This is a genomic window from Faecalibacterium prausnitzii (genome assembly GCF_019967995.1).
Taxonomy (GTDB): domain Bacteria; phylum Bacillota; class Clostridia; order Oscillospirales; family Ruminococcaceae; genus Faecalibacterium; species Faecalibacterium prausnitzii_E.
The window spans coordinates 1,418,686-1,431,600 of record NZ_CP065377.1 but is presented as its reverse complement, the minus strand read 5'-3'; the positions used below and the strand labels follow the sequence as shown (position 1 = coordinate 1,431,600).

General features: G+C 60.3%; 14 protein-coding genes. All 14 read right to left on the bottom strand.

Features of this window, described 5'->3' with window-relative positions; all coding sequences use genetic code 11:
* Nucleotides 1-181: 181 nt before the first annotated feature.
* Entirely contained in the window at nt 182-1,507 is a 1,326-nt protein-coding gene (clpX, locus tag I5P96_RS07085; protein ID WP_097792310.1) for an ATP-dependent Clp protease ATP-binding subunit ClpX, read from the bottom strand.
* A gap of 76 nt (nt 1,508-1,583) precedes the next feature.
* On the bottom strand, nt 1,584-2,183 hold the full coding sequence (locus tag I5P96_RS07080) for an ATP-dependent Clp protease proteolytic subunit (protein ID WP_097792311.1): 600 nt from the start codon (nt 2,181-2,183) through the stop codon (nt 1,584-1,586).
* 150 nt (nt 2,184-2,333) lie between these two features.
* Entirely contained in the window at nt 2,334-3,650 is a 1,317-nt protein-coding gene (tig, locus tag I5P96_RS07075; RefSeq protein WP_118552877.1) for a trigger factor, read from the bottom strand.
* A 215-nt stretch (nt 3,651-3,865) separates the two neighbouring features.
* Complete coding sequence (locus I5P96_RS07070) at nt 3,866-4,549, bottom strand: metallophosphoesterase (protein ID WP_097792313.1); 684 nt, start codon at nt 4,547-4,549, stop codon at nt 3,866-3,868.
* A 25-nt stretch (nt 4,550-4,574) separates the two neighbouring features.
* Nucleotides 4,575-6,035, bottom strand: a complete 1,461-nt coding sequence (thrC, locus tag I5P96_RS07065) for a threonine synthase (protein WP_223383689.1) — start codon at nt 6,033-6,035, stop codon at nt 4,575-4,577.
* Between the two features lie 97 nt (nt 6,036-6,132).
* The gene (locus I5P96_RS07060) at nt 6,133-6,495 is read right to left on the bottom strand and encodes a YraN family protein (RefSeq protein ID WP_223383688.1); all 363 of its coding nucleotides are present in this window, start codon (nt 6,493-6,495) and stop codon (nt 6,133-6,135) included.
* Nucleotides 6,495-7,139: a ribonuclease HII gene (locus tag I5P96_RS07055; RefSeq protein WP_223383687.1), complete on the bottom strand. Its 645-nt coding sequence runs from the start codon at nt 7,137-7,139 to the stop codon at nt 6,495-6,497. The genes I5P96_RS07060 and I5P96_RS07055 overlap by 1 nt, the downstream gene beginning before the upstream one ends.
* Complete coding sequence (gene ylqF, locus I5P96_RS07050; RefSeq protein WP_223383686.1) at nt 7,136-8,059, bottom strand: ribosome biogenesis GTPase YlqF; 924 nt, start codon at nt 8,057-8,059, stop codon at nt 7,136-7,138. The genes I5P96_RS07055 and ylqF overlap by 4 nt, the downstream gene beginning before the upstream one ends.
* Complete coding sequence (gene lepB / locus I5P96_RS07045; RefSeq protein ID WP_223383685.1) at nt 8,056-8,610, bottom strand: signal peptidase I; 555 nt, start codon at nt 8,608-8,610, stop codon at nt 8,056-8,058. The genes ylqF and lepB overlap by 4 nt, the downstream gene beginning before the upstream one ends.
* Before the next feature lie 102 nt (nt 8,611-8,712).
* Entirely contained in the window at nt 8,713-9,054 is a 342-nt protein-coding gene (gene rplS / locus I5P96_RS07040; protein WP_055188169.1) for a 50S ribosomal protein L19, read from the bottom strand.
* A gap of 207 nt (nt 9,055-9,261) precedes the next feature.
* Nucleotides 9,262-9,906, bottom strand: coding sequence for a TIGR03936 family radical SAM-associated protein (locus I5P96_RS07035; protein ID WP_097792319.1), 645 nt, complete (start codon nt 9,904-9,906; stop codon nt 9,262-9,264).
* The gene (locus I5P96_RS07030; RefSeq protein WP_097792320.1) at nt 9,881-11,746 is read right to left on the bottom strand and encodes a TIGR03960 family B12-binding radical SAM protein; all 1,866 of its coding nucleotides are present in this window, start codon (nt 11,744-11,746) and stop codon (nt 9,881-9,883) included. The genes I5P96_RS07035 and I5P96_RS07030 overlap by 26 nt, the downstream gene beginning before the upstream one ends.
* On the bottom strand, nt 11,746-12,273 hold the full coding sequence (locus I5P96_RS07025; RefSeq protein WP_223383684.1) for a metalloprotease: 528 nt from the start codon (nt 12,271-12,273) through the stop codon (nt 11,746-11,748). The genes I5P96_RS07030 and I5P96_RS07025 overlap by 1 nt, the downstream gene beginning before the upstream one ends.
* Nucleotides 12,270-12,845 carry a M23 family metallopeptidase gene (locus I5P96_RS07020; RefSeq protein ID WP_223383683.1) on the bottom strand — a complete coding sequence of 192 codons (576 nt, stop codon included), beginning with the start codon at nt 12,843-12,845 and terminating at the stop codon, nt 12,270-12,272. Before I5P96_RS07020 ends, I5P96_RS07025 begins: the two co-directional genes overlap by 4 nt.
* Between the last annotated feature and the right edge of the window lie 70 nt (nt 12,846-12,915).

Genomic DNA, 12,915 nt, shown 5'->3' with positions numbered 1-12,915 from the left:
AGTGTCCGCGCCGGGCTTTGAAAAGAAGCTTCCTGCCAGAGAGAGCCGCAGCCCAGCCGTCCAGACTTTAATATTATAGCTCATATCTGCTCTTAAAACAAGCATATCTCAAAAAAAGCCCCGCCAAAAGTCATAGCTTTCAGCGGGGCAGCGGCCCGGAGCAGCCTGCCGGGTGGGCAGATCAGCTCAGGGACGTCTGATTCTTATAGCGCTTGCGGACCGCGCCGTATTCCAGCTTCGGTTCGCCGCCCTCGACGGTGTCCGCATCAATGGTCACGCGGATGATGGTGGCATCGCTGGGCACCTTGTACATGATGGGCATCAGGATGCTTTCCATCACGCTGCGCAGGCCGCGCGCACCGGTCTTGCGCTCGATGGTCTTGCGGGCGATCGCATGGAGGGCCTCATCGGTGATCTCCAGCTCCACACTGTCCATGTTGAGCAGCTCTTTGTACTGCTTGACCAGGCTGTTGCGGGGCTCCTTGAGCACACGGACCAGAGCGTCCTCGTCCAGATCATCCAGCACGGTGATGACCGGCAGACGGCCGATCAGCTCCGGGATGAGGCCGAACTTGACCAGATCGTGCGGCTCCACCTTGCGCAGCAGCGCCTTCTGGGCATCGTCGGAGTTGTCCTTCAGGGAGCTGCCGAAGCCCAGTGCGGACTTATCGGTGCGGCGCTGGATGTACTTGTCCAGGCCGTCAAAGGCACCGCCGCAGATGAAGAGGATGTTGGTGGTGTCGATCTGGATGAACTCCTGCTGGGGGTGCTTGCGGCCGCCCTGGGGCGGGACATTGCTGACCGTGCCTTCCAGGATCTTCAGCAGGGCCTGCTGCACACCCTCGCCGCCCACATCGCGGGTGATGGAGGGGTTCTCGCTCTTGCGGGTGATCTTGTCGATCTCATCAATGTAGATGATGCCGATCTGTGCCTTCTGCACATCAAAATCGGCCGCCTGGATGAGCTTGAGCAGGATGTTCTCGACGTCCTCGCCGACATAGCCTGCCTCGGTGAGGGTGGTGGCATCCGCGATGGCGAAGGGCACCCCCAGCATCTTGGCCAACGTCTGGGCCAGCAGGGTCTTGCCGACACCGGAGGGGCCGAGGAGCAGGACGTTGGACTTCTGCAGCTCCACGTCCGAACCCTTGCCGCTCAGGATGCGCTTGTAGTGGTTGTAGACAGAGACCGCCAGCACACGCTTGGCCTCGTCCTGCCCGATGACATACTGGTCCAGGCCGTCTTTGATCTCCTCCGGGGTCAGGATGTTGACCGAGAGGTCGTCCGCAGCCTGCACATGGGCGCGGCTTGCATTGCCGCGGCTGGGGCGGTTCGAGCCAGGATGCTCCGGCTTGTCCGCGAGCAGGTCGTAACACAGGCCGATGCACTCGCTGCAGATGTTGACGCCGGGGCCGATGATCATCCGCTCCACTTCGTCCTGATGCTTACCGCAGAAGCTGCAAACCAGATCTTTTTCGTTTTTGTCTCTGCCGGAATTGTTGTTTGCCATAGCCGTTTTTCCTTATTCTGGGTCGTCAGACGCAGCGGGGTTCTCCCCTGCTGCGCCGATTGATTTCAGCGATCCCTCAGCGGTGGGTGATGACCTCATCGATCAGGCCGTATTCCTTTGCTTGCTGCGCAGACATATAGTTGTCGCGCTCGGTATCCAGCTGGAGCTTTTCCAGCGGCTGGCCGGTGTACTCGCTCAGCATCCGGTTCATCTTATCGCGGATATAGACCATGTGCTCGGCATGGATCTTGATATCCGTGGTCTGGCCGGAAAGGCCGCCGCCCTGACCGCCTGCGATGAGGGGCTGGTGGATCATGATCTCGGCGTTGGGCAGCGCAAAGCGCTTGCCCTTGGTGCCGCTGGCCAGCAGGAACGCGCCCATGGAGGCTGCCATGCCCATGCAGATGGTGGAGACATCGCACTTGATATACCGCATGGTATCGTGGATGGCCATGCCCGCACTGATGGAGCCGCCGGGGCTGTTGATATACAGGCTGATATCCTTATCCGGGTCCTGCCCTTCCAGATACAGCAGCTGTGCCACAACAAGGCTGGCCGTGGTATCGTTGACATCCTCGCTCAGCACGATGATGCGGTCATTCAGCAGACGGGAGAAGATATCGTAGGAACGCTCGCCGTGTGCCGACTGTTCCACAACATAAGGAACAAAACTCATAAAGTTCGCCTCCTGGATTGAAAATGTTTGGTATTTGCAAAATTGACCGATACGGCAAAAGAAACAGGGCCGTATCGGTCAATTTTAACAACCTTTGCTCACAAAAGCGGTGAAGTACCGTTTTTGCGATGGCGGCCTTGGAGGCTGAGCTTACTCAGCGTCCTCGGTCTTCTCGGCTTCCGCAGCCTTCTCCACGACGTTGGCGTGGCTCTTGATGAAGTCGATGGCCTTATTGATGGCCAGATCCTTCTTCAGGTCATCGACGTTGACCAGCTCACGGACCTTGTCCTCTTCCATCTTGTACTGGTCTGCGATGCGCTTGATCTCAGCAGAGACCTCTTCCTCAGAAGCCTCGATGTTCTCAGCGGCAGCAACAGCCTCCAGAGCCAGACGGATCTTGACCTGCTTCTCAGCCTGGGGCATGAAGGAAGCGCGGAACTGCTCCACGGTCTGGCCCATATACTTCAGGTAGTCTTCCAGGCGCAGACCCTGCTGCTCCACACGGAAGGCAAAGTCGTTGACCATCTCGTCCATACGGGTGTCATACATGGCCTGGGGGATCTCAGCCTCCATGCTCTCGATGACCTGATCGACCAGAGCGTTCTCGACAGCCAGGTCATCCTGCTTGTCCAGCTGCTCCTGGTTGTTCTTGCGGATGGACTCCTTGAAGGCCTCCAGCGTGTCATACTCAGAGCAGTCCTTTGCCAGCTCGTCGTCCAGAGCGGGCAGCTCCTTGTACTTGACCTCGTGCAGCTTGATCTTGAAGACAGCTTCCTTGCCAGCCAGCTCAGCAGCCTGATACTCGGTGGGGAAGGTGACGTTGACGTCGAACTCTTCGCCAGCAGAGTGGCCGACGATCTGATCCTCGAAGCCGGGGATGAAGGAGCCGCTGCCCAGGGTCAGGCTGTAGTGCTCTGCCTTGCCGCCCTCGAATGCAACGCCATCGACGAAGCCCTCGAAGTCGATATCAACGATGTCGCCGTTCTCAGCAGCGCCCTCACGGGTCAGCTCACGGGCGTTGCGCTCCTGCACACGCTTCAGCTCGGCATCGACAGTCTCGTCGGTAACAGTATGGACCGTCTTCTCAACGGTCAGACCGTTGTAGTTGCCGACCTTGACTTCGGGCTTGACGGCGACCTTGACAGTCAGGGTCACGCCCTCGGTCTCGTTTGCAGAATCCACGCTGACCTCCGGGCGGCCAACGGGCTCGATGCCAGCTTCCTTGACAGCTGCCTCGTATGCGTCGGGGAACAGCTCGTTGATGGCATCGTAGGTAAAGACATCAGCGCCGTACATCTTCTCGATCAGAGCGCGGGGAGCCTTGCCCTTGCGGAAGCCGGGAACTGCGTACTTCTTGCCCTCCTTCTTGAAGACATCGGCAACTGCGGCCTTGAAGGCCTCAGCGTCGATGGAGAACTGCAGCTCTGCCATGCTCTTTTCGAGCTTTTCGCACTTGATGAAATTCATTTGTGTATCCTCCACTCAAAAATTCTATTGCGTTGGGAGCGGGGTGTTCCCCCTCCCCTGCAACCGCGCACCGCGTCCTTGCTGTTTGCGAAATGCGGGGACGCGCGCGCTCAATTGGGTGCAACAATCGCGTCAAAACTTATTATAGCACGTTCCAGACACAATTGCCAGACCAAATTTTGACTTTTTGTTCTTTTTGCCCACTCTGTCCGCCTTTAATTGATGCGGTACGGGCAGAAACGCAGGCCGTCGGCACTGACGAGCTTGTAGCGGATGCCGTCCACATCGCCCTGCACGGCATAGCGGATGGCATTTCCGTGCAGATGGCCATAGAAGCAGCGCCGGATGCCGTAGTCCTTCAGCGTCGCCACGATCTCCGGGGCGCTGGTGCCGGTGTAGACCGGCGGATAATGCAGGAACACGAGCTTTTCCAGCCCCGGTTCCGCAGCGTCCAGGCTCATTTTCAGCCGCCCGATCTCGCGGTTCATGACCTTTTCGTCATGCGGCTCCCCCACATCGAACAGCCAGCCCCGTGTGCCGCAGAGGGCGTAGCCCTCCACCGTGTAGGAGTTGTTGTGCAGGATGTGCAGGGTATCGAAGCCCTCCGCTTTCAGGTAGGCGTTCATTTTGTTGGCCGTGCTCCACCAGTAATCGTGGTTGCCCTTCATGATGAGCTTCTGGCCTGGAAGCTGCTGCAAAAACGCGAAATCTCTGCGGGTATCGGTCAGGCGCATGGCCCAGCTGATATCCCCCGCCAGCACGATGGTGTCCTGCGGGGTGATGAGCTTGCGCCAGCTGCGCTCCAGCCGCTCTACGTAATTGTCCCACCCCGGAAAAATATCCATGGGCTTGGATGCGCCGAGGGAAAGATGGGTATCGCCAAGCACATAAAGTGCCATTCTGTTACTCCTGTTCTAGGTCGGATCACGCCTGATAGCGCAGCGCCACCTGTGCGATCTGCTCCGGGTCGATGACGGTGTGGAAGCGCTCCGCTTTCTGACGCAGTGCCGACAGGCTGGCCGGAGCGGTGCAGCCGGTGGCCTCTTCCAGCTGCTGCATGGCCTCGAAATCGTTGGCCGGGGCGGCATGGCCCAGTGCTTCCAGCACGCTGCGCGGGAACTTGAAGGGCGATGCGGTAGAGAGCACCACCATCGGCACCCCATCCCGCTTGTGCTGAGACGCCACATGGAACGCCACGGCGGTGTGGGTATCGCAGAGGTAATGGTCCCGCTCGTAGCGGGCGCGGATCTCCTCTGCCACCTGCGCTTCGCTGCTCCAGCCGCAGGCGAAGCTCTCCTGGATAGCGGCCAGCGTTTCGGGGCGGACGGTGTAGCTGCCCGTCTCGTTCAGCTGCTTCATCAGAGAAGCCACTTCGGTGTCGCTGCCGGTGACATGGTACAGCAGGCGTTCCAGGTTCGACGAGACCAAGATGTCCATGCTGGGCGAAGTGGTCTTGTAAAACGCGCGCCGGGCCGTGTAAGTGCCGGTGGTGAGGAAGTCGGTGAGAACATTGTTTTCGTTGGAAGCGCAGACCAGCTTGCCCACGGGCAGGCCCATTTGCTTGGCGTAATAGCCCGCCAGAATGTCGCCGAAGTTGCCGGTGGGGACGCAGAAATCCACTGCGTCGCCCAGCGCGATCTGCCCCGCCTTGAGAAGCTGAGCGTAGGCGGCAAAATAATAGACGATCTGCGGGACCAGACGGCCCCAGTTGATGGAGTTGGCGCTGGACAGGCGGATGTTTCGCTTTGCCAGCTCGGCAGCAATGGCCGTGTCGCCGAAGACCCGCTTCACGCCGGTCTGGGCGTCGTCAAAGTTGCCGTGCACTGCATAGACGGCGACATTATCGCCCTCCTGCGTGGCCATCTGCAGGCGCTGGATCTCGCTGGTGCCGCCCGTAGGGAAGAACACGGCGATCTCGACACCGGGGATGTCGTGGTAGCCATCCAGCGCGGCCTTGCCGGTATCGCCGCTGGTCGCCACCAGGATCAGCGTCTTCTCGGTGCGGCCCAGATTCTTCTTGGCCTCCACCAGGAGCTTCGGCATCAGCTGAAGGGCATAGTCCTTGAATGCACAGGTCGGGCCGTGCCACAGTTCCAGCGAATAGACCTCGTCCGACACGTGGGCCAGATAGCCCGCCTTGCCGTCAAATGCTTCGCCATAGGTGGTCTTTGCCGCCTCTGCGAGGAACTGCTGAGAATAATCGGTCAGGTACTGGCCCACGATGACCGCAGCCATTTCGGGGTAATCGAGTGCACAGATCGATGCAACGTCCACTTTCGGAAAGCTCTGCGGAACAAACAGACCGCCCTCGTCCGACAGGCCCTGTGCAATGGCCTGCGAAGCATTTACCACACGGTTTCGGTCTCTCGTACTGAAAAACTGCATTGTCGTCGCTCCTTTTCGTCCGCGGGTCCACAATGACCCTTTTTTGTCGGCAGCGGCAAACGCCGGTTTCTGCCTTTTTCCCACCAGTGCACCCCGCTCACGCGGTAAATGCACCCTTTATAATATGTACCATCCAGCGCCCGCTGTCAAGAGGGGTCACCTCGGCAACGTCAAATCGGGCGGGTGCATCGCTCTGCCCGGTCTGCTGAAGATACTGCTTTGCGGCGCGGATGAGTCTGCACTGCTTGGCTGGTGTAACGGCGGAAGCGGGGCTTGCCAGCGGGTCCGGGCTGCGGGTCTTGACCTCACACAGCACGATGGTCCCGTCCGGCTCCCGCAGGATGAGGTCGATCTCCCCCATCCGGGTGCGGTAATCGTGGGCCAGCAGCAGGCAGCCCCGCTGCTGGTAATAGCGCGCGGCGACGGCCTCGCCTTTCCGGCCGGTCTCGGCGGCATCCATCACTTGCCCTCCGGCCAATAGCCCTGTTTTTTGAGGAAGCTGCGGCGGTAGAACGGCTGGATGCCGTATTGTGCGATCAGCTCATAGTGGAGCTTTGTCGGGTAGCCCTTGTGTTTGGCCAGCTGGTACTGCGGGTACTGGCGGTCCAGTTCCAGCATGTAGCGGTCCCGGCTGACTTTGGCCAGCACAGAGGCCGCGCCGATGCTGGCGCTGGTCGCGTCGCCCTTGACCACCGGCTGTGCGGGCATGGTCAGCCCGGCCGGGGTGCGGTTGCCGTCGATGAGGACAAGGTTCGGCACGATGTCCAATTCTTCCACGGCCTGCCGCATCCCGCCCATGGTGGCGTTGAGGATGTTGTCGCGGTCGATGATCTCCGGCCCCACGAAAACGATCTTGTAAGCCAGCGCTTTTTCGATGATCTCGTCAAACAGGGCTTCCCGCTTTTTCTCGGTCAGCTTTTTAGAGTCGTTGATGCCGTAGACCGGGTGTTCCGGGTCCAGGATGCAGGCAGCCACGCAGACGGGGCCGCAGAGCGGGCCGCGCCCGGCTTCGTCCACCCCGGCAAAGCAGCCGTATTCTGCCCGGATGGCCGTGTCATACGCATAAAGCGGTGCGGAGATCTCTTCGTCGGAACGCCGTTTCATTCGTCGTCCTCCTGTGCAAAATCCGCAAGGTCGTCCCGCTGGGGCGGGCACTCCAGCGAGATCCGGCCCCACTTGCAGGCGCGGAACTCGTCCACCAGCATGATGGCACAGCGCTCGGTGTTGACCTCGCCGCCGCGCACCAGCAGGCCGCGCTTGCGGCCGATGGCTTCCATCAGCTCATAGGGCGGCAGCGCCATCGTCTCAGCGTCCAGCTTGTAGCGCTGGGCCACGAGGTTGGGGTAATTGCGGCGCACCTCGTCCAGCAGGTTCATCGCCAGCTCCTCCACATCCAGGATGTCGTCCTTGATGGAGCCGATGAAGGCCAGATTGGAGGCGATGGTCTTGGAATCAAACTTTTTCCAGAGCACACCGGGCATGTCCAGCAGGTCGAACTTCTCGGTGCTGACCCACTGCTTGCCCTTGGTCACGCCGGGGCGGTCGGCAGCTTTGGCGCGGGCCGAACCTGCAAACGTGTTGATAAAGGTCGATTTGCCCACATTGGGGATGCCGCAGAGCATCACCTGCGTCTTGGCACCGCCCATGCCGCGCACCTGACGGCGCGCCAGCAGACCGGCCAGTTCTTTTTCGATGGCTGCCTGGACCGCCTTGGCCCCGCCCTTCTGCTTGGCGCTGATGGCCACACAGCCGGCATCGGCGGCACGGAAGTATCGGATCCACGCCTCTGTCACAACGGGGTCAGCCAGGTCGGCCTTGTTCAGCACATAGAGCTTGGGCTTCCGGGCCGTGATCCGCTCGACTTCCGGGTTCAGGCTGGAGAGCGGGATGCGGGCATCCAGCAGCACGAGGCTTGCGTCCACATGCTGGATCTCCTGCTCCATCATCCGCAGCGTCTTGGTCATATGGCCGGGGAACCACTGGATGTTATATTGGTTTGCGAACCGGGTATCCTGATTGTTCATTTTACCACTCCAAAATCCGAAACGGGCAAAAAGCAGAGCAGCACCTTGCCCAGAATATCACGTTCATCAATGCAGCCCACGTAGGACGAGCGGCTGTCCAGCGAATTGTTGCGGTTGTCGCCCATGACGAAAACGGTGCCTTCCGGCACGGTGTACGGGAACTCCACATCATAGCCGAGATAGGTCGGCTCAGCAATGTAATCCTCCTGCAGCACTTCGCCGTTCACAGCGACGGTGCCGGTCTCGTAGTCGATGCAGATCGTGTCGCCGCCTTTGGCGATGACCCGCTTGACCAGCGGTTTGCCATAGGGCGTGTAGCTGTCCACGATGACCACATCTCCGCGCTGAGGCTCGTACCCGGCACCCCAGACGATGAGCTTTTCACCGTTTTGCAGGGTGGGCACCATGGACTCGCCATCCACCTGAATGATCCGGAAAAAGAACGAAAAGATGAGCACCAGCACCAGAGCCGCCGAGATCAGCGCCTCGTACCATTCAAATGCGCCCTGGCCTTTTGCAGTTTTTGGCTGCTGTGCCGTCTGTTTTTCCATTTCCCGATGCACCTCTCAATCCAGTTTGCCGGGCAATACCCGACAAATAAAGAAAAAAGGGACAACAAGTTGTCCCTTTTTTCCCGTTTTACGCGGGGATCATCAAATATCGCTCTTGACCTTGGCAGCCTTGCCAGTACGGCCACGCAGGTAGAACAGCTTTGCGCGGCGGACCTTGCCCTTGCGGACAACCGTGACCTTCTCAACGAAGGGGCTGTTGATGGGGAAGACACGCTCGACACCAACGCCGTAAGAAACGCGGCGAACGGTGAAGGTCTCAGCAACACCACCGTGCTTCTTTGCGATGACAGTGCCCTCGAAAGCCTGGATACGCTCACGATCGCCGTCCTTGATACGAACATCAACGCGGACAGTGTCGCCAACGTTGAACTGAGGCTTTTCAGCCTTGATGCTGCCTTCAGAAATAATCTTCAGTGCGTCCATTTTTGAATCCTCCATTTGTTTTTAGACGTTCATGCACGGCTCGCCGCCGCCAGAGGACCGCCCGTTTAATGATATCGTGTCATTAACCCCGCTGTGGTTTCAGCGGACACTAACGCCTTAATAGGATAGCACAAATCGCCCGCAAATGCAAGCGATTCGTCCAAAATAATCCCAAAAATTTTCTGTTCTGCCCAAAAGACATTCTTCTCAGGCGAACAGCGTCTTTTCTGCCGTCAGGAAATGGGTGCGCAGGATGCTGGCCTCCGCCGCCGGGACGCCGAAGGTCTCTTCCAGCGCCGCCGTGAGCAGGGCAGGGTTCAGGGTGAGCTCCTGCGAAGCGGGCAGGCAGATGGAAAAACGCACCTGCTCCCCTTCTTCCGTCAGGTCCAGCGAAGGCACAAACTCCTTCATCTCCACCGTCTTGACCTTGCGCTTGCTCTTTTTCTCCACCGGGACGCTTTCCAGCGCATTGTACGCTTCCAGTGCAGCCTTTCGCGCAGCCGGATAACGGACCTCGTAGCAGGCATAGGCGATGAGGTCGGCCTTCATCTCGACGGGGGCCACCTTCGTGACCACGATACCGGCGGGCATGATGGCATTCAGGGCCGTCTTCCACTGCTCAAAATCCGGGGCTTCGGCCTCGGTCTTGACGTCCACGCACTCACACGCGCTCTCCTGCCCCAGCGACAACGGGCAGGCAAAGGTCATGTAGATATGGGGGTTGAAGCCCAGCGTATGCCACACCGGCAGGCTGCTGCGCTTGAGCACCCGCTGCATCACCCGCTGCATGTCCAGCAGCGAGATGTAGGAGGCCTCATTTTTCTTTTCAAACGAGATTCTGACTGTAATCAAAGCAGGGTCCTCCTAACAGATGGTTGGCACCGCAGCCGTGGCAGGCACGGTTGCAGGGCTGGGTGGTCTGGGCCGCAAGGGCCTTCTGGTACTCCCGCACCAGATATTCGTGGGTGACGCCGTAATCCATGTGGCTCCACGGGGTCACCTCGTCCAGGCCGATGGGGCGCTGGCAGTAGAAGAACGGGTCCACGCCGAGGTCGGCGAAGGTCTGCATCCAGGTGTCGTACCGGAAGCACTCGTCCCAGCCGTCAAAGAAGCAGCCGCGCTTGTAGGCTTCCAGGATGACCGGGGCCAGACGGCGGTCGCCCTTGGCGAATACGCCTTCCAGGAAGCTGGTCTTGCTGTCGTGGTAGTTGACCCGGATCTTCCGGCTGCGGGCACGAGCACACTCCACCAGATGCTTCTGCTTCTCGCGCAGCATCTCCTCCGTATCCATGGGGACGAACTGGAAGGGCGTGTGGGGCTTGGGGACAAAGCAGGAACAGCTGATGGTCACCTGCACCCCGCGGCCCTTGGCATGGGGTGTATTATAGTAGAGGTCCACGACCTTCTGGGCCGTCTCGGCGATGCCCTCGATGTCCTCCATCGTCTCGGTGGGCAGGCCCATCATGAAGTAGAGCTTGACCGAGGAATAGCCGTTGGCAAACGCGATGGAGCAGGTCTTTTCGATCTCGTCCCATGTGACGTTCTTATTGATGACATCGCGCAGGCGCTGGGTTCCGGCCTCGGCCGCAAAGGTCAGGCCGCTCTTGCGCACCTTGGTGGTCTTTTCGATGAGGCTCTGGGAGAAGTTGTCCATGCGCAGAGACGGCAGCGACAGGCTGACGTGCTCCTGCGGTGCCCACTCGTTCAGGTCGTCCAGCAGCTCTTCGAGCTGGCTGTGGTCGGAGGTGGACAGGCTGGACAGGCTCAGTTCCTCGTAGCCGGTGTTGGCGCAGAGGTCCTTTGCTGCCCGGTTCAGCAGACCCGCGTCGCGCTGACGCATGGGGCGGTACAAAAAGCCCGCCTGACAGAAGCGGCAGCCGCGCACACAGCCGCGCAGCACCTCAATGCTGGCGCGGTCCTGGATGGCACCCACCATGGGCACCACGAAGTTCGTCGGGGGTGCAAACTCGTTCAGGTCCTTGATGATGGCCTTGGTGATGACGGCCGGGATGTCCGGCTCGTTGGGCGTAATGGACTTCACACGGCCGTCTTCCTGATACGCCACATCGTAGAAAGCCGGAATGTAGATGCCGGGGATCTTGGCAATGCGGCGGAGCAGTTCCTTTTTGGAGACGCCGCCTTCTTTTTTGGCCTTTTCGATCTCGGCGCAGATGCCGGGCAGCTGGTTCTCGCCCTCGCCCAGCTGGATGACATCAAAGAAATCCGCGATGGGCTCGGAGTTGCAGGCGCAGGGGCCGCCCGCCACGATGAGCGGCCAGCTCTCGTCGCGGTCTTTGGCATAGAACGGGATGTGCGCCAGATCCAGCATGGCCAGGATGTTGGTATAGGAAAGCTCATATTGCAGGGTAAAGCCCACGGCATCGAAGGCGGTCAGCGGGTCCTTGCTCTCCATGGTGTAAAGGGGCAGGCCCAGCCGCTCCATCTCCGCCTTCATATCCAGCCAGGGCATGAACGCGCGCTCGCACCACCAGTTCGCGTGGCTGTTGAGCAGCTCGTACAAAATCTTCTCACCGAGGAAGGACATGCCCACCTCATACGTATCCGGGAAGCAGAACGCAAACCGGACATCCATCTTCTCTTTGTCTTTGTACACGCTGCCCGGCTCGCCGCCGGTATAGCGGCCCGGCTTCTGCACCCGGCCCAGCGCTTCTTTCAGTTTCGGGTCAAACATCAAGTTCCTCCATTGACAGAACGTTTCTTCATTCGTTTTATTTTACCCGATTTCCGGGGGAATTGCAATCCTTGATTTCGCTGCCGCAGCGCCTCCCAGAGGGCAAGGCCCATCTGCGCCCCATCCAGCGGCGGGATGGGCAGGAGGTTGAACGCCCCGGTCAGGAGATTGGCCGCCCAGAACGCGCTGCCCCGGATGGTGGCCTCCTGTTCGAGCCGGACGGCCCAGAGAGCCGCCAGCAGAACGTTCGTCAGCGGCCCGGCTGCGGCCAGCCAAAACGTCTGCTGCGGCGTCATGCTGCGGCCCCGTGTGCGCATACAGAAGCCGGTCAGGGTCACTTCGATGGTCGGGAATGTGCGGAACATCGCCCAGTAGACCAGAATATGCCCCCACTCGTGGAGGAAGGCCGCGCACAGCCCCAGCCGCAGAAAGCCGCTGGCGTCGAACCAGAGCAGCACATAGAGAGCTCCGCAGAGCAGGACCGGGTCCCGGAAGACGAGCGGCCCGATGTGCAGCGCCCGCTTCATGGCAGGCCCAGCGCCTTGGCCGGGTCGTACCGGATGCCCTGTGTCAGAAATTCAAAGTGCAGGTGGGCACCGGTAGACCGGCCCGTCTGCCCGGCGGTCCCCAGGCACTGGCCCGCAGACACCACCTCCCCTGCCCGGACATAAAGATACTGCATGTGGGCATAGACCGTCTCCTGCCCGCCGGGGTGCGAGATGCGCAGGTAGTTGCCGTAGGTCCCGCTGCGGCGGGCGGCGGTCACGGTGCCGCCCAGCGCCGCCAGAACAGGCGTCCCCTCTGCGCAGGCAAGGTCTACTCCACGGTGAAAGGCTTCTGCCCCGGTGAAGGGGTCTGCCCGCCAGCCATAGGCGTCCGAAACGCGGAATGCCGTGGTCCCCAGCGGAAAGCAGAGCGCTTTGCTCGGCTTTGCCGGTTCCAGCAACGCACCCACCGGGGCCGCCCGTTCTGCACTTTTAGCCCGTGCCGGGAGCACGACGCCTGCCACCAGTCCCAGCAACAGCGCCGCCAGCACCCCGGTCGCCGTTGCCCGCCTGAGGATCTTCTTTCTACCTGCTCGTCCCATTTCTGCCCGCATCCCACATTCCTCCCTTGGGGGTATTTTATGCCGGTCATCCCGTTCGGAGAACAAAAACGCCCCCACAGAG

What these genes read in the sequence shown, in the direction of transcription:
- clpX (WP_097792310.1), bottom strand. Translation starts at nt 1,507, where the DNA reads ATGGCAAACAACAATTCCGGCAGAGACAAAAACGAAAAAGATCTGGTT.
- I5P96_RS07080 (WP_097792311.1), bottom strand. Translation starts at nt 2,183, where the DNA reads ATGAGTTTTGTTCCTTATGTTGTGGAACAGTCGGCACACGGCGAGCGT.
- tig (WP_118552877.1), bottom strand. Translation starts at nt 3,650, where the DNA reads ATGAATTTCATCAAGTGCGAAAAGCTCGAAAAGAGCATGGCAGAGCTG.
- I5P96_RS07070 (WP_097792313.1), bottom strand. Translation starts at nt 4,549, where the DNA reads ATGGCACTTTATGTGCTTGGCGATACCCATCTTTCCCTCGGCGCATCC.
- thrC (WP_223383689.1), bottom strand. Translation starts at nt 6,035, where the DNA reads ATGCAGTTTTTCAGTACGAGAGACCGAAACCGTGTGGTAAATGCTTCG.
- I5P96_RS07060 (WP_223383688.1), bottom strand. Translation starts at nt 6,495, where the DNA reads ATGGATGCCGCCGAGACCGGCCGGAAAGGCGAGGCCGTCGCCGCGCGC.
- I5P96_RS07055 (WP_223383687.1), bottom strand. Translation starts at nt 7,139, where the DNA reads ATGAAACGGCGTTCCGACGAAGAGATCTCCGCACCGCTTTATGCGTAT.
- ylqF (WP_223383686.1), bottom strand. Translation starts at nt 8,059, where the DNA reads ATGAACAATCAGGATACCCGGTTCGCAAACCAATATAACATCCAGTGG.
- lepB (WP_223383685.1), bottom strand. Translation starts at nt 8,610, where the DNA reads ATGGAAAAACAGACGGCACAGCAGCCAAAAACTGCAAAAGGCCAGGGC.
- rplS (WP_055188169.1), bottom strand. Translation starts at nt 9,054, where the DNA reads ATGGACGCACTGAAGATTATTTCTGAAGGCAGCATCAAGGCTGAAAAG.
- I5P96_RS07030 (WP_097792320.1), bottom strand. Translation starts at nt 11,746, where the DNA reads ATGTTTGACCCGAAACTGAAAGAAGCGCTGGGCCGGGTGCAGAAGCCG.
- I5P96_RS07025 (WP_223383684.1), bottom strand. Translation starts at nt 12,273, where the DNA reads ATGAAGCGGGCGCTGCACATCGGGCCGCTCGTCTTCCGGGACCCGGTC.
- I5P96_RS07020 (WP_223383683.1), bottom strand. Translation starts at nt 12,845, where the DNA reads ATGCGGGCAGAAATGGGACGAGCAGGTAGAAAGAAGATCCTCAGGCGG.